The sequence below is a fragment of the Vibrio sp. GJ43-1 genome (assembly GCF_055808835.1).
In genome coordinates this window covers 2,584,485-2,610,688 of sequence record NZ_CM147884.1, presented here as the reverse complement: position 1 = coordinate 2,610,688, position 26,204 = coordinate 2,584,485, and the positions used below count along the sequence as shown (strand labels likewise).

The following is a 26,204-nucleotide window of genomic DNA, read 5'->3' as shown; positions in this document are numbered from 1 at the left end:
ACCTCCGCTGTGGAGGTTTTTTTGGTCAGAAATACTAGGTATAAAAAAGCCTCTCATTTGAGAGGCTTTTATCAATCAGAGAGTTAGAAGATTAAGCTTTCGCTGTGTTCTTTTCTCGATTTCAGCTTTTGCTTTCTTGAAACGCTCAGGAAGGATTTGCGTAGCAAATACATCTTCAACCGTTTCAGCACGCTTGATTAGTTCAGCTTCGCCGTCTTTAACGAGTACCGTTGCAGGACGTGGAAGAGAGTTGAACTGGCTCGCTTGAGATTCTGCGTAGTGACCCACATCCATGATAGCTAGTACGTCGTTAGGTACTAGAGCTGGCATAGTTGCGCCGCTTTCCCAGATTGATGGGATACAGATAGGACCCGCGATTTCAGTGGTTTTACCAACGAGAGGTTGAGTCATCTTGTTCGCAGGAAGTACCGGGTTCTTAGACTCTTGAGATTCCACTAGCGTTGCTAGGTAAGTAGACGCGTCCACCATGGTGTACGTGTAATCCATCTCTTGGTCATCTTTCACTACGTAAACAGAAGTCAGTAGCGTACCGATGTTACCTGCAATGTAACGGCCAGGTTCTAGCCACAATTGTGGGATCTCGAAACCTTCTTTGTTGAACTCTTCTAACATACCAGTACATACGATTTTCGCGTAGTCTTCGATAGTGTTTGAGTTCATCATGTGCTCTTTGCTACGACACTCTGGCTCACGTTCACGTGGCCAACCGCCGCCTAGATCAACTTGGAAAGGTTGTACGCCACACTCACGAGAGATTTCGATAACGTTGCGTGCGTATTCGCGGTAAAGCGCATCCCAACCTTCAGGTTGCTTAGAGAAACGACCTAGGTGAGTGTGGAAACCGTAGAATTCAAATACATCGATTTCTTTCACGCGGTTAACAATTTTCTTCGCTTCTTCTTTAAGAAGGCCGAATTTAATCCACTTCATTGCACCGATGAAGTTAGGGAACGGGTAAGCATCTGGTTCGAAGTCGTTGAAGAAATCGTCAGGGATCACTTTTAGACGAACGGCGATGCGAACTTTTTCAGTTGGCTTCACTTCGCGAGCGATGCGCTCAACGATTTCAATTTCTTCATAAGAGTCTAGGTGAACCGCGTAGCCGTATTCAATGGCTTTACGGATAGCAAGCTCAGGCTTAACCGTACCGTTAAGTGCAATCGTTTTTGGATCGGCACCAGCGTAGTGAGTCGCTTCCACTTCACCAGGACCAAAACAGTCACCGCCTACGCCTTCTTCGTTACAAATAGCACGAACCGCGAAGTTAGTGTTTGATTTGATAGCAAACATAACGTTTACCAGCTTTGGCCAGTAGTTGCCGAAAGCGTTTTTAACACGACGTAGGTTGTTACGCAGTGTGTCTTCGCTTAGCACGAAAAGCGGGCTACCGTATTGCTCGATAAGGTCAGTGGCTTTACAGCCTCCGATTAGTAGGTCGTCGCCTTGAGTGCTTAGCTCGTCTGTAGGAGTAAGGATGTTCTCTAGACGCTCAGCGTAGTTCATCGTTGCTTTGTGTTCTGCAAGTAACTGTTTTTGCTCGTCAAGAACAGTGCTAAGGCGATTAACGCTTTCTTCTAGGCGGTTTTGATATTTCATCTTCGACCCTTATTGGTAGTCAACTTTATATGTAATGAGATTCAGGCACTTAAGGCCGAACGCTCTTTATTGTTTCGTTGATATTCAGTCTAGAGAAAGTCGCGTTTAAAGCACTTCACTGAGCGTCAATAAATCTTACGCTAAAAGGGGGATTAGAGTTGCAAACAAGAGGTGGGTCATTCACGGGGTGAATGCTTGTGTCGCCTAACACTGAGGTGGTGCTAATAAAAGTGGTGAGCGTAATAGGTATTGGCGGTAAAAGTGGCGAGGTAAATAGCACAGGGGTTAAATACTCTAATAAAGTTACTAGCGTGTTACCTTTATTTATAAGTAACTTACCACCAGTGCTATTGCTGTTACTGGATCGAACCACGTTAATTCTTGTTTTAATATTAATGACGTCATATCGCTTTAATTCAGTGAAAGTGTGACTTGAATAACGATATATAACAGTGATCAATGTTGATTCACCTGAATTATAACGGTTCAAGTGAAGTTACGGTAAAACGTTCAAAAAAATTGACTCTCAGTGAAGTTAAAACCGATACCAAGTGGGCTAAATTAATTCCATCCTTTGAAAGGAATGAAAATTAAGCCGATATATTGCTCCACAGTATTAAGCGCTTTATTCCTGATAAGAATCTATCGAAATAGATAAATAGAGAGCTACATATTGAGCTCGTCTATCTAATTAAAAGGTATCGCCCCTATGTACAATAAAGACTTCTTTATTAAGCAAGCTCAGAAATTCGGTAAAAAGCAACGCATGGTTGTTGCAGCAGCTCACGATGATGCAACATTAGATGCAGCGAATAATGCATTTAAAGAAGGTATGGCTGACGTCATCCTTGTTGGTGAGCGTGCGCTAATCAATGCAGCGGCTGAGAAAGCGAACGTTGACTTGGCTAATTTCGAAATCATTGAAGCTGACGGCCTTGAAGCAACTGCAGCAGCAGCTGTAACAGCAATTGCTGAAGGTAAAGGCGACTTACTAATGAAGGGTCTAATTGACACTTCAATCCTTCTTAAAGAAGTACTTAAAAAGGAACACGGTCTACGTACTGGCAATGTTCTTAGCCACGCAGGCGTACTTTTCAAAGAAGGCGGCGATAGCTTCCACGTATTTACTGATGCAGCAATGAACATTGCTCCAACACTTGAGCAAAAGAAAGGCATCATTAAAAACGCCGTTCAACTTGCACACTCTGTTGGCATCGAAGAGCCAAAAGTAGCGAACCTATGTGCGAAAGAAAAGCCGTACGACAAAATGCCAGCAACGATGGACGCCGCTGAACTTCAAAAAATGAACCAGAATGGTGAAATTGAAGGCTGTATCGTTTCAGGTCCTATCTCTCTAGATATCGCCGTATCTCAGTATGCAGCAAACCTCAAAGGTTGTACCGATGCGGCTGCTTACTCAAGCTGACATTCTAATGGTTCCAAACATCGAAGTAGGCAACGTGTTTGCTAAAGCACTTCAGTACATGGCTGGTTTCAGCATGGCGGGTGTTTTACTTGGTGCTCGTATCCCAGTTGTTCTCGTTTCGCGTGCAGACGGCGAAGCTGAGAAAACCGTTTCTATCGCGCTTGCGTGTTCTGTTGCTGCTCTAAGCCAACAGAAAGAAGCTGCAGAAGTCTCTGCGTAATTACAAATAGAAAGTCACTAATTCAGGTTAACGAAGAAATGAAAATTCTAGCTATCAACCCAGGTTCTACCTCTACAAAAATCGGTGTTTTCGAAGGCACTACTGAGCTTTTCGAAAAAACGCTACGTCACAGCGCTGAAGAATTAGCGCCATTTGGTGCGGTTGTTGCACACCAAAAAGCGTTCCGTAAAGAAGCAATTCTAGCGGCACTTGAAGAAGCTGGCGTTAAAGCGTCTGAGCTTGCAGCGGTAGCATGTCGTGGTGGCGTACTTAAGCCAATCGCTGGTGGTACTTACAAAGTTGAAGATGCTGTAATCGCAGACCTTCTAGAAGCTCAAATCCAACATCCAGCTAGCCTAGCTGCGATCATTGGTAAAGAGATTGCAGACGAGAACGGTATCGACGCGTTCTTCACTGATGCGCCTGTTACTTACGAGCTATCTGAGCTTGCATCTTTCTCTGGCCACAAAGCGATTAAGCGTAAGGGTCGTTTCCACGCACTTAACCAAAAAGCTATCGCTCGCCAGTTCGCTGAAGAGCAAGGCAAAAAGTATGAAGACGTAAACGTCATCGTATGTCACATGGGTGGTGGTATCACTGTTGGGGCTCACATGGGCGGCCAAACTGTTGATGTAAACGACGCAGTTTCTGAAGGTCCTTTCACTCCAGAGCGTTGTGGTGACCTTCCTACTCGTGAGCTTATCGACCTTTGTTTCAGCGGCGAGTACTCGCACGCAGACATGAAAGCATTCATCCAAGGTAAAGGCGGCGCATTTAGCTACACAGGTAGCATCGACATGCGTGAAATCGAAGAGAAAGCAGAAGCTGGCGATGCTGAATTCAAGCTTGTTACTGACGCAATGGCTTACCAAGTGTCTAAGCAAATCGCTTCTATGGGTGCAGTGTTCGGTGGCGAAGCTATCGACGGTATTTTGCTAACGGGCGGCATTGCTTACAGCAAGTACATTACGGCTGAAATCGCTAAGCGTGTTGCTTTCGTAGCACCAGTGAAAACGTACCCAGGTGAAGTAGAGCTAGAAGCGCTTGTACTAGGTACATTGCGTGTAGTAAACGGCGAAGAAGCTGCTCAAACTTACGCGTAATAAAAACTGACGCTTAATAAAATGGCAGCGCTTAATGATTGAGCGACGCCTAACTAAATAAAGATTAGAGCAGGCTCTAGTGCCTGCTCTGCGAAAGTGGACAACCACTTAATACTTTACAGAGGTAATAAACATGTCTTTTGATATCGATAATGCACAAGGTGTATTCACAACTGTTGAAGCTGCAATCGCTGCAACTCACAAAGCTCAAGTAGAATTCTACGCAACTTCAACTAAAGAAGGTCGTGAAGCAATCCTGACTGCTATGCGTGGCGCGGTTCTAGCTAAAGCTGAAGACTTCGCAAAAATGGTTCGTGAAGAAACGAAACTTGGCCGTGTTGAAGACAAAATCGCTAAGCACCAACTGACTGCTGCTAAGACTCCAGGTACTGAAGTTCTAGAAACTAAAGTATGGTCTGGCGACAACGGTATTTCTCTAGAAGAGCGCGCACCATACGGTGTGATTGGCGCGGTTACTCCAGTAACTAACCCAACTGAAACTATCGTTAACAACGCTATCTCTATGCTAGCATCTGGTAACGCAGTAACGTTCAACGTTCACCCATCTTCAAAAGTTGTTTCAGCGGTTATGATCGACATGCTAAACAAAACTATCGTTGAAGCTGGCGGCCCTGCTAACCTAATCACTATGGTTAAAGAGCCGACTCTAGAAACGCTTAACGAAATCGCTAAATCTCCACTAATCAACATGCTTGTTGGTACAGGTGGCCCTGGTCTAGTGAAAGCTATCCTACAATCTGGTAAAAAAGGCATCGGCGCTGGCGCTGGTAACCCACCAGTAATCGTTGATGCTTCTGCTAACCTAGACCTAGCAGCTGCTGGCGTATACGGCGGCGCATCTTTCGATAACAACCTACTTTGTATCGGTGAGAAAGAAGTATTCGTTGAAGACGCAGTGGCTGACGAGTTCCTAGCTAAGCTAGAAGCGACGGGCGCATACGTACTTTCTGCTGAAGAAGCTGAGAAGCTAACGGCACAAATCCTGACTATGGACGAAATTGACGGTGCTAAGCCTTGTACTGCTCAAGAAATCGCTCGCGTATGGCACCCAGTTAAGCAACACGTAGGTCAAGACGCTGGTGAAATCCTTAAGTCTATCGGTGTTGAATCTGATACACGTCTAGCGGTAATGGTTGTTGAGAACGATCACCCACTAGTACACGTTGAGCAAATGATGCCAGTACTTCCAGTGGTTCGTTGTGCAAACATCGACGAAGCTATCGAGCGCGCAGTAGCGGCAGAGCGTGGCAACAAGCACTCTTCTTGCATCTACTCTGGTAACATTGAGAACGTGACTAAGTTTGGTCGTGCAATCAACACAACTATCTTCGCTCACAACGGCCCAACACTATCTGGTGTAGGTTACAACGCTGAAGGTACGTCAACGTTCACTATCGCTGGTCCAACTGGCGAAGGCATCACGAACGCACTGTCTTACACTCGTGCACGTCGTTTTGCTATCGCTCAAGGCGGTCTACGCATCGTTTAATCAATTTACCCCGATTGATGACAACGAAAAAAGCCGAAGCATTTTGCTTCGGCTTTTATCGTTTAAGAGGGGAAGAGCGGTTCTATGGTTCTAGGTTCTAGGTCCTAGGACAGAGTGGTGCCTGGTTCCTAGGTGGTGTCATCTAGAACAAATCGTAAATGCCTTCTTCTATTCCGTCGATCAGTGATTGGCGTGTCTCAACTGTGTGATCATTCGGGCGCGACATCTCGCCAAAACTTTCGAACATACATTCCGTTGGGGTGTTTCACCACAACTAAGTGTTCTTGCCTTAATTGATGCTTTACCAATGTTTCAGGAATAATCGCCCATCCTAAGTTATCAACAACGGCTTCTAATACCTCTTGGTGGTTAGAAAAGCTAATTGTGCTACTTGAAATTGGTCGGAAGTCCTCGTGGATCTCTTCAAATAAATGCGACAAAACGATTTGGCGATGAGCACTAATGTCAGTAGACGTGACGTTATTTAATTGCGCTAAGGGGTGCTTAGGAGAGCAGACCGCCATCATTCGAATTCGATGTAACGAGCGAACTTTGATTTGAGGATCATCACCAGAGCTAAAGACTAACCCGTAGCCAAGTTCGACATGCCCATCTTTTACTAGCGTTGGAATATCCGCGCTTGACGCTTTGATGGCCGTTAGTGATAAATGGGGAAAGTTGTCCGATAGGGCAACGAGCTGCTGACGCCAAAAGGTAGAGGGTAGCGTATCGTCATAGGCAATACGTATTTTGTCGCTGTCCCCTTGGCGAAACTGTTCTGCTTTGGAATATAGGCTTTCCGCCATGTTTAATATATTACGGCAGTCGGGAAGTAAGGCTTGTCCGGCGTCGTTGAGCACGAGCCTATTACGGGTTCTTTCAAATAGTTCAACACCAAGCTCATCTTCTAGACTAGATAGAGCCATGCTTAGTGAAGTGCGGGTCTTGCCCATCATGGTGGCAACTTTGGTTAACGAGCCATGTTCGGCAGTTAATGCAAATACGCGCAGTTTAGTTAGGTTCATAAGGTAGGCTCCAGCCTTAAATGTAGCGATATTCTGATCCGCTACTATTATTTTTATCATCTCTTTTTAGAGTATAGCAATATTGGCACTGAGTGAAGCGTTATGTTGACAGTGGCGTCCGGACCCTATATCACTTTATAGGTAGAGTCACTATGATGAATTTGATTAATAAGCTTACCAATTAAATGGCTATTAATTTGGCTTTGATGATAACGATAAGCGCCGGATTATAAGTTCAAAAAACGAAATTGTTAAGCTTACTTATAAAGTGTAAAAAATGGATTTTTTTTGCGGTTTATTTTTGTCTATTCACACTACATAGTGATTTACCTACGAGGTCTGTAATATGTTGAAAAAACTTGGCTTAGAAGGCTGGTTCTCAGCGCATTTTGCTTATGGCATAGTTCAAATCGTATTTATACCAATGATGGTGCCGTCTTTTATTCTTGCGCGCACGGGGAGTGCGACTCAAGCCAGCCTTGCAATGGGGTTATTTGGTATTGCGGGGTTATTAGCGCCGTTAATTGGTTTAATGGCTGATAAATTTAAAGCACACCGACTCACACAGGCATTAGGCTTGATTGCTTATATGCTAGCGGGTGGTTGTTTTGTCATTGCTGGCGAAAACTTCACGTTCATGGCGGTAGGTTCTGTACTTTTTGGTGCTGGCTCTGCGATTATGCTGATGCTTAACCCAGTATTTATTACCTTTGCTGGTCATGATGCGAAAACAGAAGCTATGAAGCTGGGGCGTATGTCTCAGGTTCTGATTGTTGGCTCTTTGCTTTCTGGTATCGGGCTTGCAGCAGTCACTGACGCAGGCTGGACGTACGAAGCACGTTTCATTGCGATGATTATTGCGGTAGCGGTACTTTTCGTCATCACCATTGCGACTAACAAGGCCGCCGCTCAACGCATTATTGATAATGCAGATGCGATGGCAGCAGAGGCGGCGAAAGAAGACGCACCGAAAGTGAGCTTATTTAAAGTCCTATTTTCTAACTTCGGTCTGTTTTTAGTTGCGGTTGGTATTTTATGTGCTGGCCAAGGGGCATTTCAGGCTCAATATCCAAACTTGATGGAAAATGGCTACGGTGTAGCACAGTCTCTATCTGCAGCAACCTTGTCTGTTGCCGCTGTACTTGGTTTGTTCGTTCTAGTACTTGCTGAAAAATTTGTTGCCAAATATGGCTCTATTAGCTTGTTTAAGCTGTGTGCTGTAATTTCTATCGCGGTGATTGGTGCGCTTTACTTCATTGCTGAAGCCGCTATGGTTCTACCGTACCTCATTCCACTGGCTTTGGTGTTAGTGTACTTACAAGGCATTACTATTACAGATATGATTTCTCCTGCAATCGCAGCTCGTTTAACACTTGTTGGCGGTGGTTACACTCAAGGTTTGATGATGTTCTTTATCTCACTAGGTTTTGGCTTAGGGAGTGTAGTAAGTGGTGTAGCCGTTGATGGTTACGGTTGGTCAGCGCTTCCTCTTGCTATATTAGGATTGACGGTCATTTCTTATATTTGCATCTTGATCGTTGCTAGTAAGCAAAAAAAGCAATTGGCTGATGAGCAAGCAAGTCACCAAGCTACGGCTTAATACTTAATACTTAATAGCTTAATAGCTTAATAGCTTAATAGCTAAGTAGCTTGTGAGAGAAAAGCGTGGTCTTATGACCACGCTTTTTTTGATCTAACGAAGGCATATGCACACCTTTAGGTTAGCAAAGTGTTTTTGGTGTGCAGTTAGTGTTAATTTATCGTTGGATTGTGTTGTGTCGGGGTTGTGGGTTATGTAGGTAACATACTAATCGTACTAGCGCGCTTCCCTCGTGTTACTTCTATGGATAATAAAGACAATTATAATCGCGATCATATAGAAGATGGACCGCTTTGATAGTGGGTCTGAATTAGTATTGTTCGTCATTTTTGTTGTGCGGTTTATTCGCCGTTACCTAAAGTGGACAATGACATTAGAGGTCGTAACATGTTGAAAAAACTCGGTCTAGAAGGGTGGTTTTCTGCCCATTTTGCATACGGTATTGTTCAAATCGTATTTATTCCTATGATGGTTCCATCATTTATTCTGGCCCGGACAGGTAGCGCCACCCAAGCTGGTCTTGCTATGGGCTTGTTTGGTCTTGCGGGTCTATTCGCTCCTCTTATCGGAATTCTCGCCGACAAATTCAAAGCACATCGTTTAGCGCAAGGTTTAGGCCTAGTGTCCTACCTACTGGCAGGTGCAGCTTTTCTGGCAGCAGGTGAAAATTTCGCATTTATGGCGGTGGGTTCGGTGCTATTTGGTACAGGCTCTGCGATTTTGTTGATGCTGAATCCTGTGTTTATCACGTTTGCTGGCTACGATGAAAAAACGGAAGCGATGAAATTGGGCCGAATGGCGCAAACGCTTATTTTTGGTTCTCTGATTTCTGGAGTTGCGTTGGCTGCGGTTACGGGAATGGGTTGGAGTTTTGAATTACGTTTCATTGCGATGATGGTTCTTGTCGCGGTATTGTTGGTTGTAACAATGATGAGCAATAAGCAAGCCGCTCAGCGTATTGTTGATAACGCGGAATTAGTTGCTCAGCAAAATCGTGAAGATGAGGCTGAAAAGGTCGGTTTCTCTAAAGTACTATTTTCTAACTTTGGTTTGTTTTTATTGGCGGTTGGACTGCTATGTGCAGGTCAAGGGGCCTTCCAAGCCCAGTATCCGAATTTGATGGAAAATGCATACAGCGTTGCACAATCAATGTCGGCTGCGAACCTTTCAATTGCATCTGTGCTTGGTCTAATCGTTTTAGTCGGTGCAGAAAAATACGTCACCAAGTTTGGGGCGTTGAGCCTGTTTAAGCTTAGCTGCGTAGTATCGATTGTTGTGATCGCAGGTCTGTACTTTATTGCGGAAGCTGGATTGTCTATTGGTTTTATTATACCACTGGGTCTCGTTTTAGTGTACCTGCAAGGTATTACTGTGACGGATATGATTTCGCCAGCTATTGCCGCTCGACTGACGTTTGTTGGAGGCGGATTTACTCAAGGGTTGATGATGTTCTTCATCTCGCTTGGCTTTGGTTTAGGTAGTGTCGTAAGTGGTATTGCCATCGACGGTTGGGGATGGTCGGCGTTACCTTTCGCCATTCTTGCGCTTACGGTTGCCGCTTATGTGTGTATTCTTATTGTTGGCATTAAGCACAAAGCGACCGCAAAAGTAGAATCTTAAGGTAATCTATTTAAGGCTTAGCCGAGAATCGATGCTTAAAAGTGAAAAAGCTTGGTGATATCACCAAGCTTTTTTATTTGGAGCTTTTTTATTTGGTAATAGATGAAAACATTACGACAACGCTGTTTGTTCGTCTGCACCACCCGCGCCTTTAAACCATAGGCTTAAATGGTGTTTAAGTGACTTGAGTTCGTCAGGGCCAATAAGCGCCAAACCAAGATCTTCTGCTCGAGTAATGTCGTTGTGTCGCAACGGGCGGAAGCTCACCAGCATTGCTCGTGCTTGCAACCCGCCTAATAGATCTCGTAAAGATTCAAGTTTATACAAGGTGTCATCACCATCATCGCGCATGCCTTTGGTTTTACATTCAATGATGTGTAACTTGTTGTTGACCACCGAGGCGACATCAAGCTCATTACGCACTTCTCGCTCGCCCAGTTGACGATAAACTTGAACGTTGAGCGAACGGTCTTGGATGGTTGGCATGTCATCTTGGATCTGCCTCACGGTGCTATGAACCAAGTTTTCTAGCCATTCCCCGTTAGAAAAACGTCTTGCATCTTCACTGATAAACGTGAGTACACCATTCTCGTAAGAGGCGATTTCCAGATCAACCAGATCACTGATGAGCATGTTGAGTTCGCGATACCCTTGTTGTTTATCAGACAGTTCGACATCCAGTTTTTGTTCTTTGCGACATGTCGTCGCTAGGTAGTTAAGGGTGGCTAAGCCCGGGCCTAACTCAAGCGCGTTGCCTGCCCAACGTTCGCCAAGGGCATACAGTTTTTTATCCAGCTGAGGTGGAATATCGTATTCGGTGAACTCACCGCGAGCACCAAACACGGTGAGGTAATCTTTGATAGTGATATGGTCTTGAACTTGTGCGTCTTCCGCGCCTTCCGGGTATAGCCAACACATGCGGTCGCTACTCGGCTCAACAACAAAAATTGGCCAATGGTAAGTTCGGAATACTTCGTAAACAGACAGCAGTCGGTGCCTTAGCCCACAACTGGCATTGAGTTTTACTTCTACGTTTTTTTCTTTCAGTGTTCTCGCGAGTTCAAGTACTGACTGCTTGATTGCAGAGGTGTTGGCAACATTCGGTATTTCGAAAAACTCAGAGGTAATTTCGCGTTGTGCTAGTACGGAATGCAGCCGCTCAAACATGTCAAACTGCGACTTATCACCAATAAATATGATGTGCCGACTTACCGTTCTATCATCTAAAAGTGGGGTGACAAGACGGATAGGGTCTTGGTCAATGATGCCAACATGAACAGCCATAATAATTCCTTCAACGTTTGGCTTGCTGAAGAAGTAGGAGAGAATGACGCCTAAGTCATTAAAAAGTGGAGCAAGCCATACCCAAGATATAACGTCGCTTGATGCAAAAAACAAGGGGCAGGCTTGTCGGAAAGCATGCCCTAGAACAATATTTAACGTGTTTCTTACCAAAATAAGTGTCGTTCTCGATTAAAACGGCGCAAACCTGGTGCGCTGTTGTGTGTTTAACCTCACTTTGGTCGTATCGTTTAAAGCTAAAAGTTTAAAGCTTAAAGCGATGAACAAGCTCTCCTTGTTGGTTTGCAAGGCTTGTCAGGCTTTCGCTTGTCGACGCAATTTGCGACATGGCTTGATAGCTTTCATCGGCGATATGATTGATTTGTTCAATGTTTTGCGCAATGTCTGCTGTTGTTTCACTTTGCTCCGCGGCAGCCTGAGAAATGTGCGTGCTCATTTGGCTAATTTCCATAATCAGCGCCTGAATTTCTTCCATTGCACCATTGGCGCTAGAAGCTTGTTCAACTGAAAGCTCCATATCTTGCATACAACTTTCGATCACCTTTCCAGCACTTTTTGAGCTACTCTGCAAGTTGCTAATCATGGTTTCGATTTCACTGGTAGATTCGGTGGTTTTTTGCGCAAGCACACGGACTTCATCTGCGACAACGGCAAAGCCACGACCTTGCTCTCCTGCTCGTGCCGCTTCTATTGCTGCGTTAAGTGCGAGCAGGTTGGTCTGTTCGGCAATATTACGAATGACATCTAAGATGCTGCCAATGTGGCTGCTCATTTTTTGTAATTCGCCAACCGCTTCCACCGACTCGTTCAGTCTGACTTCAAGTTGGTTAATGGTGCTGATGTTGGTGCTCATAATCTGGCGACCAGATTCAGATGCTGTTTCAACTTGGTGTACTTTTTCTAATGAACTTTGTGCGCTGTTTGCGACCTCTTGTACCGAATGGGACATTTCAGTCATCGCGGTCGCGACATTCGCGGTTTGTTCCCGTTGGGCACTTAATTTATTTTGTGCGTTACTCGAGGTGCTTTGATTGTCACTTGCTGTCACGGTAAGGTTATCTGAGGCGTCGTTTAGTTTAACCAACACATTATGTAGGCTATCCGCCAGTGTATTGATGTGGTTACCTAAACGGCGAAACTCGTTGTTATATTTCACATCTATGCGCTGGGTCATGTCACCTTCGGTCAGGCTCTCCAGTGCTTTCAATGTACTGTTGAGCGGTTGGCGAACGCTTTGTGCAATATGGTACCCAATGCCAATTGCGATGAGAGATACCAGCAAGCCAATGCCGATTGCTTTAATAACGCCTTCGTCGTATACCGTCCCAGCTTCAGACAGTGAATAGTTGAGGTTGGCGGTGGCGGTATCGCTAAAACCGTTGAGTGTGACCATAGCGCCGTCCACTTCTAGGGCGAGGTTCTCAATATTTTGATATAGAGCGGCGCGCGCAATCAGGTAGCTGTTATGCTGGTCAAGTACGCCCCCTTTTTACCCACATCCTTACTAAACTGCTCGACAGATTCATCAAACACTTTTTTTAGTTCTGGCATTTGCGTCACGAGTCCGCGATAAGCGTAGTTTAGGTGCGTGACCGCTTTGCGGTTTTTATCAACGGCTTGCTGAACAAATTCAGTATCACTGCTTGCTAGTGCATCGGACGTAATCAACTCGGCGTCTTTTAATTTAATAAAGTAGCTTTTTGCCATGACTTTGACTGAGATACTTGAAACGTCGTCTACGTACTCTTTCATGCCAACGGACAAATCAGAATGAAGTTTTTGGAAGCGACGGGTTGATTGCTGAACCTGCTCCTGAGCGATAAACATGGATTGATAGTTATCCATGGCTTCTTGCGCTTCTTGTCCATAGCGGGTTTGTACATCACGTAATTCATCAATTCGCGTTTCTAGCTCGGGCACGTTAGCACTGGCTTGTGCGAGTTGCTCTAGTACAGAGCCAAAGACTTCCATGGATTCAGAAAACTCGCTACGTCGCATTGCCATGCGCTCTTCATTTTGTGTGGTGAGAAAGTCTTTAAACGACTTATCGGCAGAAAGCAGCTGAACGCTGGTTTGGTTGGAAAGGGATACCAAAGGTAAAGATGTTTTGGATACGGTGCCAAAGTATTGGTGTATTTGACTCATTCCATTGAGCATTATTGCGATAGTTATAACAAAAAGAATGACGATGAGTGTAAACCCAGCGTACATCCGCCTAACAACTGAACCCTGCATACCTGTTCCCTCTTAGTGTCTTGCAGCAAGTTAAAATAAACAACCTTGGACGCGTTACCTGATGTTCGATTCCCGAACAGAAAGGTACTTGTCTCTCTGTCTCTGATATCTTTATCGTTAGAAATAACAAATACTGAAATATAAATGAGATGCGGTGCTACGTTTTATGACGCACATTGCAAAAATATAACAAAGTGCCGTTTTGTTTACGTTTGTTTGGCGATTTAGCCAATAAATAAGTGCTTTAGAAGCGAATGAAATACAGTAAAAACAATTCCCTATCGATTCGCTTAAAATTGTGATTCTACCGCCCTTAGTGCATACTTCGTTGTAACGGTAAAAACGATAAGCCGAAGCGGCATAATCAGTAATCAATTTGGAGCGTCTTCATGGCTGAAGAAACGATTTTTAGTAAAATAATTCGCAAAGAAATTCCGGCAGATGTTGTTTATCAAGATGACCTCGTTACCGCCTTCAGAGACATCAATCCTCGTGCTCCAAGTCACGTATTGATCATCCCAAATAAGCTTATTCCAACGGTGAATGACGTTGAAGCTGATGATGAAGCGATGATGGGGCGAATGTTTACGGTGGCGAAAAAATTGCACAAGATGAAGGGATTGCGGAAGATGGTTACCGTCTTATCGTTAACTGCAATGCTCATGGTGGGCAAGAGGTTTACCATATTCACATGCATTTAGTGGGTGGCCGCCCGCTAGGCCCGCTGCTACTGAGTTAATTCTTTTAGGCTAAAAGGTTGTGGTGCTTGTTAACTTAATGATCAAGATAGCAAGCACTTGTTGAAATCTAAACTTCATTTGAACGTGTCTATGCTAAAACGTCGTGTTAAACACACTTTGGTTGCTCTCCTCTCTATTAGTCTAACTGCCTGTGCTGGCCTTAGTGCTGGTAACCTATTTAGCCACTACTCCCAGCAAAATTCGGTGGTGTATCAGTCGATAAAAGCCGGGCAATATCAAGATGCCCAAGCGGCATTACCACAAGATATTGTTGCTGGCGATATTCTTGATAATTTTGAAAAAGGCCGTGTCGAGTTTTTAAATGAAGCGTACCCGCAAAGTAAGTCTGCATTGGAGCTCAGTGATAAAGCGGCACGTGTACAGCAAGACAAGGCATTGATTTCTATTTCTGATGCGGCGACAAGTGTTGGGGCGTTAGCGGTTAATGACAATATCACTGAATATGTGCCATCAGACTATGAACTCGGCTTTTTGCATCTTTACTTGGGTTTAAACTATATTAAAAAGAATGATTTAGAAGGTGCTTTAGTTGAAGTTCGCCGTGCAAATCAGGTGCAAGAGCGGGCTAGGCAGTCCAGAGAAAAAGATCTGAGATCGGCTGAAAGCGAACTGAAAAATAAAGGGTTATCGCCAAACCTTGGTTCAGTGCTTTCTCGTTATCCCGATGCGGGCAGTAAACTGCAAGCCGTACAGAATGGATATCTACTGTTTCTCTCTGGCCTTTTATACGAAGCGTCGAATGACTTAAATGGCGCGTACATAGATTATACGCGAGCCTTAGCGGTTGCACCGGATAACCAAGCGGTCGTTGACGCCGTGATGCGTGTGGCAAAGCGCGCCGGAAGAAATCAAGCATTAGCAAAACTGGAAAAACAGTACGGCAAACAAGCGACCATGAAAAATGGAGAGGGCCGAATTGTGGTACTTGAAGAGCGTGGCGTTGTGGCAGCAATGCGAGCTTGGAACTTGTCTTTGCCTGTTTATGACAGTCAAGGTAACACAGCAATATACAGTATTGCGTTGCCTCATTATGTTCCAGCGGTGCGGGCTAAATATTCGGCAATGAGTCTGGATGGTCAAGCGATTAATGGTGATCAATTGGTTGATGTAAACCTGATGGCTCAGCAGCAGCTGACAGAAAATATGCCGAGTATCTTGTTGCGCCAAGCTTTGCGTGTGTATGCCAAAGACCAGATTCGTAAGAACACAGCTAAAGATGACGATGTGGGTAATTTGTTGTTTAATGTATGGAATACGCTAACTGAACAGCCTGATACAAGAAGTTGGCAAACGTTGCCGAATACTGTGAATAGTCATAGTCGCTTTGTTAAAGCAGGAGCGCATACCATCGTTGTCGATGGTCAAGACTATACTTTTGATGTACGAGATAAACAAACCACACTTGTTTGGGTGTCGCGCCAAGGTGGGAATGCCACCATTTGGCATAAACAATTAGGAAGGTTGTAATGAAAAAATGGCTATTGAGCATGGGTATTCTGCTGGTATTGGTAGGCTGCTCATCAAGTAAGACTGCGGGCATCAAAATCGAAGGACAGACTCAAGCTGTGCTCTATGGTGATGAAGCGATGGGTAGCAAGTTTTCTATTGATGATATTTCAACGATCGATACTAATGGGCATGCTCGCGGTATCGTTAAGCTTGCCAATAAAACATCGACTGACCAGATCATTCAATATCGTTTTTATTGGTACGATGAACAAGGTTTAGAAGTGAATACCAAGCAGGCACCTTGGAAGCGGGCAATCTTACGCGGTGATGAAACCATTACCCTGTCTGAGGTGTCTATTAATCCAAATGGCAAAGATTTCCGCGTACAATTGCGCGGAGCAGACAAATAACGTCACTCTAGTTTGTTGGTGAATAGGTTATTGGTGAATAGGTTATTGATGAATAGCTCATGAATGACGAGTTCGGCAACGAATAGGTAAACGTTGTAAAAGTAGCAAGACTAAGGAAAAAACATGAAAAAAAGTATTATTGCTTTGTTGGGTTTAGCCGTGATTCTAGGCGGTTGTTCAAATAAAGTAAGCTATGGTGACTCACAGGCAACAGAAACAACAACGATTGATTTTGGCTCGACGGATCTGCAAAAGATTGGTAGGTGATATGGTCGATAGCATGTTGATGTCCGGCTCTGTATCCGCAATCACAAGAGATTCACGTCCGATTGTATTTGTAGAAAGAATTAAAAACAAAACGACTGAGCACATTGATACAGAATCTATTACCGATAGCATTAGTACCAAAATGTTGAATTCAGGTAAGTTCCGTTTTGTGGATATGGACCGCGTAGAATCAGTTCGCGAACAGCTGAACTTCCAAAATAATGACGAATTAGTGAATCAAAGCACTGCGATTCAATTTGGTAAAATGGTCGGCGCGCAATACATGCTTTACGGAAATTTAAGCAGTATCGTAAAAGAAGCGGGTAGCGACAAAGATGTTTACTACAAGATGACAATGCGTCTAATGGATTTGGAAACGGGTCTTATTGAGTGGGCGGATGAAACAGAGATTCGTAAACAAGAATCCCGCTCTGTACTTGGCTTCTAAGTCGCGCTCTTGTCGATGTTAGATTGGCAGCAGGCTTTACAACAACAGCCAGAACTTGCCCATGCGCAAACTGTGCTTAATGAAGTGCCCTTAGGGCACTTCAGCTTTCTGGCGGGTTAACCAACCGGACATGGAAGATAGCGACCAAAACGCATGGTTGGACGGTTTGGCGTGGTCATACAAGCATAAGTGCTGCATTTGATATCTGCCGAGTCAATGAGCGAAACGTCCTGCAGGCTGTACAAACGTTGCTACCCACTAGCCAAGTCCTTGGTGACAATGCGCACGGAGTGTTGTTGTCGTGGTTAGAGGGGAGGCCGATTTCCTGTGCAGAATTGTCTGCGGAGAGGGTTATCTCGCTATTGGCTCATATTCACACTTTTAGTGGTGATAGCATAGATGGTGACACCATCGGTATCCGGCGATTTGATTACACGGAGAAGGTTGATCACTATTGGCAGCAACTCAATCCAAGTATCTATAAGTCACGTTATCAAGAGCTATACGTTAAGTTACGAATTCCTCCCACGTTCCATTGCAATTACAGTGCGTTATGCCACTTTGATTTTGCTCACCACAATCTCATACATACCGATCAATCAATCGGCGTGATTGATTGGGAGTATTCAGCAATAGCAGACCCAAGGCTCGACCTCGTATTGACGCTTGATATGCTGGATATGGATTATCCCCAAGGGCTTAACTGTTACTTACAGGCGTATGGTCTTAGTGACCAAAATGCGGTGATCGACCGTGAGCAATGGTTAAGTGATATGAAGGCCTGGTCGGCTCACGCTCAGATGATGGCATTGCTTTGGTACGTATTAGCTGCTCAGCTTTGGGGTAATGATGACTTTCTAATCGATGCCGAGTCGATTTATCAACGATTATGCAGAAGTGATCACTGTTTGTAATTTCTCTTTTCTTAAACAACGGAAATTCACTTTTAAATTAGGATGGAAGTGGTAGATTTAAGGAAAGCGTACCAGTAAGGAATGATTGAGAGGTACTATGATTATTTATCTTCATGGCTATGATTCAAGTAGCCCGGGCAACCACGAAAAAGTGTTGCAACTGCAATTTATCGATGATGACGTACGGTTCGTCAATTACAGTACTTTGCATCCTAAGCATGATATGCAGCACTTACTAAAAGAAGTGCATAAATTGGTTGAGCAGTCTGATGACAGTACGCCATTGATCTGTGGTGTTGGGCTTGGTGGCTTTTGGTCTGAGCGTATTGGTTTTTTATGTGGCATTAAGCAAGTCATTTTTAATCCCAATTTACGTCCAGAAATTAACATGCAGGGGCGCATTGACCGCCCAGAAGAATATGAAGACATTGCGACGAAATGTGTAGAAGAGTTCCGCACTAAAAACCGTGGTCAATGTTTAGTGATTCTTTCTAGAAATGATGACATTCATGATAATCAAAAGTCGGCAGATGAACTCCAAAGTTACTACGATGTGATTTGGGATGAAAACGAGCCCCATAAGTTTAAGAAAATATCACAGCACTTACAGGCAATGAAGGCATTTAAAGAGGCATAATACTTCAAAAACTTGTGTCTTAAGAAGATTAGAGCTTAACAACAACCTGGTGTTTACAATTAAAAAGCAGCGATATTCGCTGCTTTTTTTGTGCCCGTTGCATCGATAACCGCTGATAAAGTTCACAGCGACACCCAAATGACTAATAACTCAGCGAATGGAAGTGGAATTGAAAAATAATTCCATTCAATAGTTGCGGACATTAATTTGCTCTATATAATAAATTCACTCTACATTTGTTGATAAATGTCAAAAAAAGTTTAGAGCAAGAAGAAAACTTGCCCGTAAAAACCAGTTTTGTTGGAATTTTAGCCAAAAACGTGAAGTGAAACGGCTGTTGTACCGAATTAGGGTCGCTGAAGACCATGAGCAATTCGCTCATAATGAAAGAATTTTTAGTCGTTCGAGTGACTCGGGCGACTCGCCCCATTTTTCACTTTTTAGAGGATAGCCATTTTGACAAATATTGTTGTTGTAGGCGGAGGCGCAGGCGGATTAGAGCTTGCGACTAAATTAGGCCGCACACTAGGCAGAAAGCGACGAGCGAATATCACGTTAGTGGATCGCAAAGCGAGCCACTTGTGGAAGCCGCTTTTACACGAAGTGGCAACGGGCTCACTAGATGAAGGTGTGGATGCGTTGAGTTACCGAGCGCATGCCAAAAACCACCACTTTGACTTTCAAATGGGGAGTTTAAAGGCCATCGATCGTGAGCAAAAGCGTATTGAGTTAGATGAGCTAAAAGACGAACATGGTGCGTTATTGATGCCTAAGCTCGTGAGATTGACTACGACATTCTAGTACTTGCAATTGGTTCTAAATCCAATGATTTCAACACGCCAGGTGTACGTGATAATTGTATTTTCCTCGATAGCCCAGAGCAAGCACATCGTTTCCGTACGGAAATGAATAACGAATTTCTGAAGCTGCACGCCAAGAATGGTCACGGTACCGTGGATATCGCGATTGTTGGTGCGGGTGCAACAGGCGTGGAGCTATCAGCAGAGCTTCACAATGCGGTGAAAGAGCTGCGTACGTACGGTTTTGGTGATTTAGATTCGAGTAAGCTCAATGTTAACCTTATTGAAGCGGGTGAACGTATTCTACCTGCTCTACCACCACGAATTTCATCGGCTGCGCACTCGGAATTGACCAAGCTTGGTGTTACCGTTCGCACCACCACTATGGTGACACAGGCAGACGAAACGGGCCTGACAACAAAAGATGGCGAGCATATCCCTGCACAAATTATGGTTTGGGCTGCGGGTATTAAAGCACCAGATTTTATGAAAGATATCGCGGGTCTTGAAACGAACCGAATTAACCAGCTAGTGGTGAAAGATACATTACAAACCACCCGTGACGATGATATTTTTGTGATCGGTGATTTGGCGCAGTGCACTCAAGCTGATGGTTCGTTTGTCCCGCCTCGTGCACAAGCGGCACATCAAATGGCCAGTCGAGCGTTTGGTAACATTGTGGCTAAGCTTTCTAGTCGCGAATTAAAAGCTTATCAGTATAGCGATCATGGCTCGTTAGTGTCTCTGAGCCGTTTCTCTACCGTGGGTAGCTTGATGGGTAACCTGACCAAAGGCTCGATGATGGTTGAAGGTCGTATCGCTCGTGTGGTTTATATTTCATTGTATCGTATGCATCAGGTGGCGCTACATGGTGTAATCAAGACAAGCTTGATGATGCTAGTCGGTCGTATTAACCGCGTGCTTAGACCTAATCTCAAGTTACACTAGAGTTGTCGTGGCATAAAAATGTACCGCGTGTCTATTTACATTAGACATGCAGCAATACGATAACCTTGATAAGGCAGTTCATGCACCTGATGCATTGGCTGCCTTATTTTTGGGCGGAATAATGGAGTAGACCTTACCTTGCCTTGGTTGACCATTAAAAATAAAACGGTTGTCGGCGAGGCACTCGTAGGTTGCGCCGACTCTTGTTGCTAATGCTTGGCTCGGTTCATTATAAGGGTCGCAGACAATTTCTAACCGCGTCAGTAATAAGGTTGCAAAACTAAATTCAATTAACGCTTCAAGGCCTTCTTTTGCATACCCTTTAGAGTGCGCTGCATCCGCTAACCAGTAACCTAAGCTACCCATATTAAAGGTATGGTAAAACTCGTTAAGCGCCACCATCCCCACAAATGTATCCGTTTCTCTTTCAAAGAGAGCAAAACCAAATGCGTTGGCTTTTACCCAGTTGAGTCTTGTCGCGGCAATAAAGTCGTGAGCGTCGATATCACTAAACTCACTGTGGCACCAGTCTATCCATTGATGTAGAGAAGGGGAGCGGCGAACGACGTGGGCAAACTCAGCAGCATCACTTAGGGTGAGTAAACGTAAGGCGAGGCGAGGGGTATAAATGGCGTAGTTTGTGTTCATAATTAGGCACGTCACAAATAATAAAAGGCCCAGTTATTGGGCCTTTTATTTCGTTAATTGGTGACTCTTCTTACTTGGATAATCATGCCCAATAGTGGGTGATCCAAGTAGTGAGTTTCGTTACTGCGCATGCGTCGTTTTTGATCAAGGCGGTAGTCTTTCAAGAAGGTTTGCACTTCTGTTTGTACAGCAACGTCTTGTAAGTTACCTGCAATGACATTGCTTTCATCAGCATTCGCGTCGTTTGTTTCAGCAGTAGATCCTGCGACGGCATTTGTCTCAGATGCAACAATGTCACGATTACCTGTGCTAGATTCGGCGATTTGTGTCGGCGCGGCAATAATAACTTCTTTGCTGCTAGGCGCTTTTAAGTCAAGTTGAGTTTCAGCGTATAAGTAATGCTGAACATAGACTTGTAGCTTACCATCAAGCTCATACAGCGGTTTATCAATCGCAACTTCTGTTACACCGTCCACAGGAGAGGAATAACTGTCGTTACTGCCTTTTTCGCTGCCATCAACATTAAAGGTTGAAGAATAGTCTTTACCAGCACGAATGTGGAAGGTGGGGGCATAGGCTTTACTTTGGTCGCCTTGACGCCATGCTTTATGGAAAAGCACTGAGTAACCTGCGTGCTTTTTAAGTTTTTCCACTTCACCTGTCAGCTCATAAGCCGAATAAGGCAACATTTTGACGCCTTTTGATGCACGATAATTAGCGTCACTAATTGCACCACTGCGCTTAAAGTCGATTTGGGCAATGTCATTAGGCCAAGATTCGTTTACTTTTTCAGGATTCACGGCGCGCTTGAAAATGATCACTTCAATATCAAATTGTCGCTGTGCCAAGCTCGGCATAGAGACTAATAGGAGCAGCAGTGGTATCAACTTTTTCATTCTTTCTCCATTGATTAACGCTATCATTGCGTTTAATCACATTATATCAACTAATGTCGGGTGTTGCCGAGACAATTCATGGCTTGTTTGCATACACCCATTAGGCTCTAGCGATCGGCTTACGTATCAATCTAGTTGGCGCTTTAGTACTAGCGACTTGGGGCCTGATTTTTTCAAACTCTTCCAACATATTATTTAGGAAATTAAGTCGCTTACGACGATCCGTCAAGCTTTCTATGAACTTGAACTTGGTTGGCCCTTCCATGGCAAACTTATTAGGCTGTGCTTGTAGCAGTTTAACTAAGAAGGTCGGATCTATGTCAGCATCAGGATAAAATTCAATGTATCCTCCTTTATCGTGCGCTTCCAGTTTTCTGACTTTGAGACCGAAGCGGCGCGTAATTTCATTGCTGAGATAGCCAGAAGATGTTTTGCAGCGTCTGGTAGTAAGCCGAAACGGTCAATCAGTTCAACTTTCAGTTCACTTAGCTCTTCAGCATCAGAGACGCTGGCAATACGCTTGTACATGGAAAGGCGCATGTTGACATCAGGAATGTAGTCATCAGGTAGTAGAGCTGGGATACGAATTTCGACCTCTGTCTGTTCACGCAGTAAATCGTCCAGTGAAGGCTCTTTACCTTCTTTCAGCGCTTCTACGGCTTGTTCAAGCATTTCCATATAAAGCGAGAAACCCACCGATTGAATCTGCCCACTTTGTTCATCGCCAAGTAGTTCACCCGCCCCTCGGATTTCTAAATCGTGGGTGGCAAGGGTAAAGCCAGCCCCCAAATCTTCTAGTGATGCAATGGCATCTAAGCGCTTAATCGCGTCTTTAGTGACGGCTTTTGGATGCGGGGTTAGCAGGTATGCGTAAGCTTGATGATGAGAGCGCCCAACACGGCCACGCAGTTGGTGCAATTGAGCGAGCCCTAAGTTGTCAGCCCTATCCATAATAATGGTGTTGGCGGTTGGAACATCAATACCCGTTTCAATGATCGTCGTACACACCAACAGGTTAAAGCGTTGGTGGTAAAAGTCGTTCATGATGCGCTCAAGTTCACGTTCGCGCATCTGACCGTGAGCGACAGTAATGCGCGCCTCTGGGATCAGTTTTGCTAAATCTTCAGCGACTTTATCGATGGTTTCGACTTGGTTGTGAAGGAAATAGACTTGCCCACCACGCATGATTTCACGCAAGGCGGCTTCGCGCACAATACTGTCATCTTTTTCACGAACAAAGGTTTTGATAGCCAAACGTCGTGCTGGTGGCGTGGCAATAATTGAAAGATCACGCATGCCACTCATTGCCATATTGAGGGTTCTTGGTATCGGTGTTGCCGTTAGAGTAAGAATGTCGACATCGGCACGCATGGCTTTGACTTTTTCTTTTTGGCGTACCCCAAAGCGGTGTTCTTCATCGACGACTAATAGTCCAAGATCATTAAACTTAATGTCATTAGACAACAGTTTATGAGTGCCGACAAGGATATCAATTTTGCCTTCTTTGACATCTTCTAGAATCACTTTTTGTTCTTTCGCCGTTTTGAATCGAGATAACACCTCAACACGAATTGGTTGGTTGGCGAATCGGTCACGGAAGTTTTCAAAATGCTGCTGGGCAAGCAACGTAGTAGGCACCAACACGGCGACTTGCTTATTGTTGTCGGTACAAACAAACGCCGCGCGCATCGCAACTTCCGTTTTACCAAAGCCGACGTCACCACATACTAATCGGTCCATTGCTTTAGGTTGGCACATGTCAGACATCACCGCATTAATCGCCTGCGCCTGGTCTTCAGTTTCCTCGAATGGGAAGCCTGCTTTGAATGTTGCGTATTGGCCTCTATCGAGGCGGAATTTATAGCCCGGTTTAAGTTCGCGTTTGGCATAAACATCAAGCAGCTCGGCGGCGACGTCACGAACTCGCTCAGCCGCTTTACGTCGCGCTTTTGTCCAAGCTTCGCCACCCAACTTGTGAAGCGGGGCGCTGTCTTCTGCTCCACCTGAGTAGCGTCCAATGAGGTTTAGTGACGCTACTGGCACATAGAGTTTTGCTTCATTTTGATACTCTAAGGTCACGTATTCGGTTGTTATACCACCGGCTTCAAGCGTTTGCAGTCCAAGGTAGCGGCCAATGCCATGATCAACGTGCACGACAGGTTGACCCGGTTTTAGTTCGGCAAGATTACGTATGATGGTGTCGCTGTTGACCGAGCGTTTTTCTTTTTTACGGCGCTGTACTACACGGTCACCCAGCATGTCGCTTTCGCAAACGAAAGCGAATCGCTGACCTTGCACAAAGCCGTATTCACAATGACCAATGATTAGGCTGAATTTATCACTGCTGGTCAATGCTGACTGGAGGCTATCGTGCTCTTGAGGGCGCAGTTTAATGCGATGCAATAATTCGTTAAGCGCTTCTCGGCGTCCCTCGGACTCGACAGAGAACACGACCTTACCCGCGTATTGTTCAGTAAATTGACGCACTTGCGCCATGGGTTCTTTTAGTTGGTGTTGAACGCTAATGTCTGGTAGTGGTGTAATGTCCGCATTTTGGCGTCCCGCTTTGGCACTGATTGCGTCGTTACAACAAATAAGTTGAGGATGCTGCTTGAGGTGAGAATAGAACTCATCCTTTTGTTGCCATAGCGCAACAGGCGGCAATAGAGGGCGTAATGGGTCGACTTTTCTCTGCTCATAGCGCTGTTCAACATCTGCAAGGAAATGGTCGATGGAGGCGTCAATGTCACCAACCATAATAAGTTGGGAGTCTTCATTGATGTAGTCAAATAGGGTTTCAGTATGATCAAAAAACAGCGGTTGCCAATACTCGATACCAGCAGGCCAAACGCCTTTAGAGACTTGACTATAGACCGACTCCGGCTCTCTTCGTGCTTCAAATTGTTGACGCCACCTCACTCTAAACGCTTCTATTGCCTCTTTTGTGGTAGGAAACTCATGAGCAGGCAACAGGCGTATTTCATCGATATCATCGATAGAGCGTTGATTTTCTGGATCAAAGGTACGGATCGTATCGATCTCATCATCAAAGAAGTCTATCCGATATGGGGCAGTACTTCCCATTGGATAGAGGTCGAGGATGGATCCTCGGCTGGCGTACTCTCCGGGGCCAAAGACTTGGTCAACTTGGCGGTAGCCTGAGCTTTCAAGTTGTAGGCGAAGCTTCTGTAAAGAGAACAAGTCACCGACTTTGACCATCAGTGTGTACTGAAGTAGAAAGTCTCGCGGCGTTTGTCGTTGTAGTAATGTACTTACAGGAACGATAGTGATACTTGCGCTTTGTTGTGGCAGGGTGTAAAGCTTGGCAATACGATCCGAAATAATATCTTGATGCGGAGAAAAGTTGTCGTAAGGCAAGGTTTCCCAGTCGGGAAATAACCCCACACTTCCCGAGTAAAACTGTTCGATTTCGCCTTGCAATTTAATGGCAAGCTGAGGGTCGGGAACCACCAGTAACGTATGGCTGCTATGCGCTTGCGCATGTTCGCTGATCGCGAGGGCAAGAGATGCACCACGAAGGTTACCGAGTATTTTTTTGTCGCCAGCACCTGACGGCATATTTAGGGGAAGTATAGGAGTTTTGGTCATAGTGATTAGCTTTTGTCTCGATCAAGCGAGCGCTGTCTTAAGAGTTTTTGTTGATGGTACAACGCGGCTTTAATGAGCATGTCTTGATGCTCTTCAAGAATGCGAACGAAGGACAGAGTGATAGTGTAATCTGATTCCGGACGTTCTGAATCTGAGCGTTGTACGTCAGTGACTTCACCGTAGCAATAAATACCGGCGGGTGGTGCGTCTAAAAATAGTTTTACTATTGCTAACTGCCCAATGGTGAGGGGCGTATGACTGCAGTAGGCGACTTCTCCGGCGCCAAATCGCGTCGTGACTTGACGGAAAGCAGGCTCATCTTGTTGGGCTATCATGTAATTAAGCAGCAGATTGAGTTTGGTATTTTGCTGGTCTATGAGCTCTGCAACGTGTTTAAGGTTTTGCTGCTGCAGCTCATGTTTTGCGGCTTCTCGTTGCTGATTGAGCTGGCTAAATTCACAAGAAGCCACAAACGGCGCAGGGATCTGTGCCAGATAACTGTCTAACTCAGGTAGTGTTGCGCCGATTTCCATCGGTTCGATGTTGGCTCGAATTGCGCCGTTTACGGTAAAGAAGTCATTCTGTGACATAGGTAATCCCTGATTAATAGCCTTAATTATCTCTGTGTATCACTGAGTTATCAAGAAATTGCCCTATCAAATCGTTAAAAGTCTGTCATTTAAAACGAAAATCACATTCAGGGCTACAACCTCAGCGCGTTTCTCGTTACATTAGCCTTAGATTTCATTCTTTGGTTGT

15 protein-coding genes and 6 pseudogenes are annotated in these 26,204 nt (G+C 44.8%); 13 read left to right on the top strand and 8 right to left on the bottom strand.

All coding sequences use genetic code 11. The annotated features are described in order from the left end of the window. Nucleotides 1-75 precede the first annotated feature (75 nt). The gene (locus AC0L66_RS12470; protein ID WP_473567530.1) at nt 76-1,617 is read right to left on the bottom strand and encodes a diaminopimelate decarboxylase family protein; all 1,542 of its coding nucleotides are present in this window, start codon (nt 1,615-1,617) and stop codon (nt 76-78) included. 709 nt (nt 1,618-2,326) lie between these two features. Here AC0L66_RS12470 and AC0L66_RS12465 point away from each other — a divergent pair. The 4 genes from AC0L66_RS12465 (at nt 2,327) to AC0L66_RS12450 (ending at nt 5,876) form a co-directional block, all read left to right on the top strand. Further along, entirely contained in the window at nt 2,327-3,043 is a 717-nt protein-coding gene (locus AC0L66_RS12465) for a phosphate acyltransferase (RefSeq protein ID WP_473567528.1), read from the top strand. Then, on the top strand, nt 3,021-3,263 hold the full coding sequence (locus tag AC0L66_RS12460; RefSeq protein WP_473567526.1) for a phosphate acyltransferase: 243 nt from the start codon (nt 3,021-3,023) through the stop codon (nt 3,261-3,263). Before AC0L66_RS12465 ends, AC0L66_RS12460 begins: the two co-directional genes overlap by 23 nt. Before the next feature lie 38 nt (nt 3,264-3,301). Further along, nucleotides 3,302-4,366, top strand: a complete 1,065-nt coding sequence (gene buk / locus AC0L66_RS12455; protein WP_265675017.1) for a butyrate kinase — start codon at nt 3,302-3,304, stop codon at nt 4,364-4,366. Nucleotides 4,367-4,499: 133 nt separating this feature from the next. Then, nucleotides 4,500-5,876 carry an aldehyde dehydrogenase gene (locus AC0L66_RS12450; RefSeq protein WP_265675018.1) on the top strand — a complete coding sequence of 459 codons (1,377 nt, stop codon included), beginning with the start codon at nt 4,500-4,502 and terminating at the stop codon, nt 5,874-5,876. A 209-nt stretch (nt 5,877-6,085) separates the two neighbouring features. On the opposite strand, the gene AC0L66_RS12445 is transcribed toward AC0L66_RS12450, so the two are convergent. Continuing rightward, complete coding sequence (locus tag AC0L66_RS12445) at nt 6,086-6,901, bottom strand: LysR family transcriptional regulator (protein ID WP_473567525.1); 816 nt, start codon at nt 6,899-6,901, stop codon at nt 6,086-6,088. 346 nt (nt 6,902-7,247) lie between these two features. Between AC0L66_RS12445 and AC0L66_RS12440 the strand changes: the two genes are divergently transcribed. After that, on the top strand, nt 7,248-8,501 hold the full coding sequence (locus tag AC0L66_RS12440; protein WP_473567523.1) for an MFS transporter: 1,254 nt from the start codon (nt 7,248-7,250) through the stop codon (nt 8,499-8,501). A 387-nt stretch (nt 8,502-8,888) separates the two neighbouring features. Continuing rightward, entirely contained in the window at nt 8,889-10,121 is a 1,233-nt protein-coding gene (locus tag AC0L66_RS12435; RefSeq protein WP_265675021.1) for an MFS transporter, read from the top strand. Nucleotides 10,122-10,232: 111 nt separating this feature from the next. Here AC0L66_RS12435 and AC0L66_RS12430 read toward each other — a convergent pair whose 3' ends face one another. Together AC0L66_RS12430 and AC0L66_RS12425 are read right to left on the bottom strand one after the other, a co-directional pair. Then, nucleotides 10,233-11,405 carry a DUF1887 family protein gene (locus AC0L66_RS12430; protein WP_265675022.1) on the bottom strand — a complete coding sequence of 391 codons (1,173 nt, stop codon included), beginning with the start codon at nt 11,403-11,405 and terminating at the stop codon, nt 10,233-10,235. A 262-nt stretch (nt 11,406-11,667) separates the two neighbouring features. Next, a pseudogene (locus AC0L66_RS12425) lies at nt 11,668-13,658 on the bottom strand (methyl-accepting chemotaxis protein). Nucleotides 13,659-14,047: 389 nt separating this feature from the next. On the opposite strand from AC0L66_RS12425, the pseudogene hinT reads away from it, so the two are divergent. From hinT to AC0L66_RS12390, 7 genes and pseudogenes are all read left to right on the top strand, one after another. Further along, nucleotides 14,048-14,397 (top strand): annotated as a pseudogene (gene hinT, locus AC0L66_RS12420) (purine nucleoside phosphoramidase). A gap of 91 nt (nt 14,398-14,488) precedes the next feature. Then, nucleotides 14,489-15,886: a COG3014 family protein gene (locus AC0L66_RS12415; protein WP_473569251.1), complete on the top strand. Its 1,398-nt coding sequence runs from the start codon at nt 14,489-14,491 to the stop codon at nt 15,884-15,886. Continuing rightward, on the top strand, nt 15,886-16,278 hold the full coding sequence (locus AC0L66_RS12410) for a YcfL family putative periplasmic lipoprotein (protein ID WP_265675026.1): 393 nt from the start codon (nt 15,886-15,888) through the stop codon (nt 16,276-16,278). Before AC0L66_RS12415 ends, AC0L66_RS12410 begins: the two co-directional genes overlap by 1 nt. A gap of 123 nt (nt 16,279-16,401) precedes the next feature. Continuing rightward, nucleotides 16,402-16,993: pseudogene (gene lpoB, locus AC0L66_RS12405) on the top strand (penicillin-binding protein activator LpoB). Nucleotides 16,994-17,106: 113 nt separating this feature from the next. Further along, nucleotides 17,107-17,907: pseudogene (locus AC0L66_RS12400) on the top strand (phosphotransferase); the annotation flags it as partial. Nucleotides 17,908-18,004: 97 nt separating this feature from the next. Then, entirely contained in the window at nt 18,005-18,544 is a 540-nt protein-coding gene (gene ycfP / locus AC0L66_RS12395; RefSeq protein ID WP_265675027.1) for an alpha/beta hydrolase YcfP, read from the top strand. Between the two features lie 456 nt (nt 18,545-19,000). Beyond that, nucleotides 19,001-20,292 (top strand): annotated as a pseudogene (locus tag AC0L66_RS12390) (NAD(P)/FAD-dependent oxidoreductase). Between the two features lie 78 nt (nt 20,293-20,370). On the opposite strand, the gene AC0L66_RS12385 reads toward AC0L66_RS12390, so the two are convergent. The 4 genes and pseudogenes from AC0L66_RS12385 to AC0L66_RS12370 all read right to left on the bottom strand — a co-directional run bounded on the left by AC0L66_RS12385 (nt 20,371) and on the right by AC0L66_RS12370 (nt 26,035). Further along, nucleotides 20,371-20,940, bottom strand: coding sequence for a GNAT family N-acetyltransferase (locus AC0L66_RS12385; RefSeq protein ID WP_473567520.1), 570 nt, complete (start codon nt 20,938-20,940; stop codon nt 20,371-20,373). 53 nt (nt 20,941-20,993) lie between these two features. Continuing rightward, nucleotides 20,994-21,836, bottom strand: coding sequence for a peptidoglycan binding protein CsiV (locus tag AC0L66_RS12380; protein ID WP_265675030.1), 843 nt, complete (start codon nt 21,834-21,836; stop codon nt 20,994-20,996). A gap of 100 nt (nt 21,837-21,936) precedes the next feature. Further along, nucleotides 21,937-25,445: pseudogene (gene mfd / locus AC0L66_RS12375) on the bottom strand (transcription-repair coupling factor). Between the two features lie 5 nt (nt 25,446-25,450). After that, nucleotides 25,451-26,035 (bottom strand): PilZ domain-containing protein, encoded by a 585-nt coding sequence (locus AC0L66_RS12370; protein WP_265675032.1) that lies wholly within the window; start codon nt 26,033-26,035, stop codon nt 25,451-25,453. Nucleotides 26,036-26,204 lie beyond the last annotated feature (169 nt).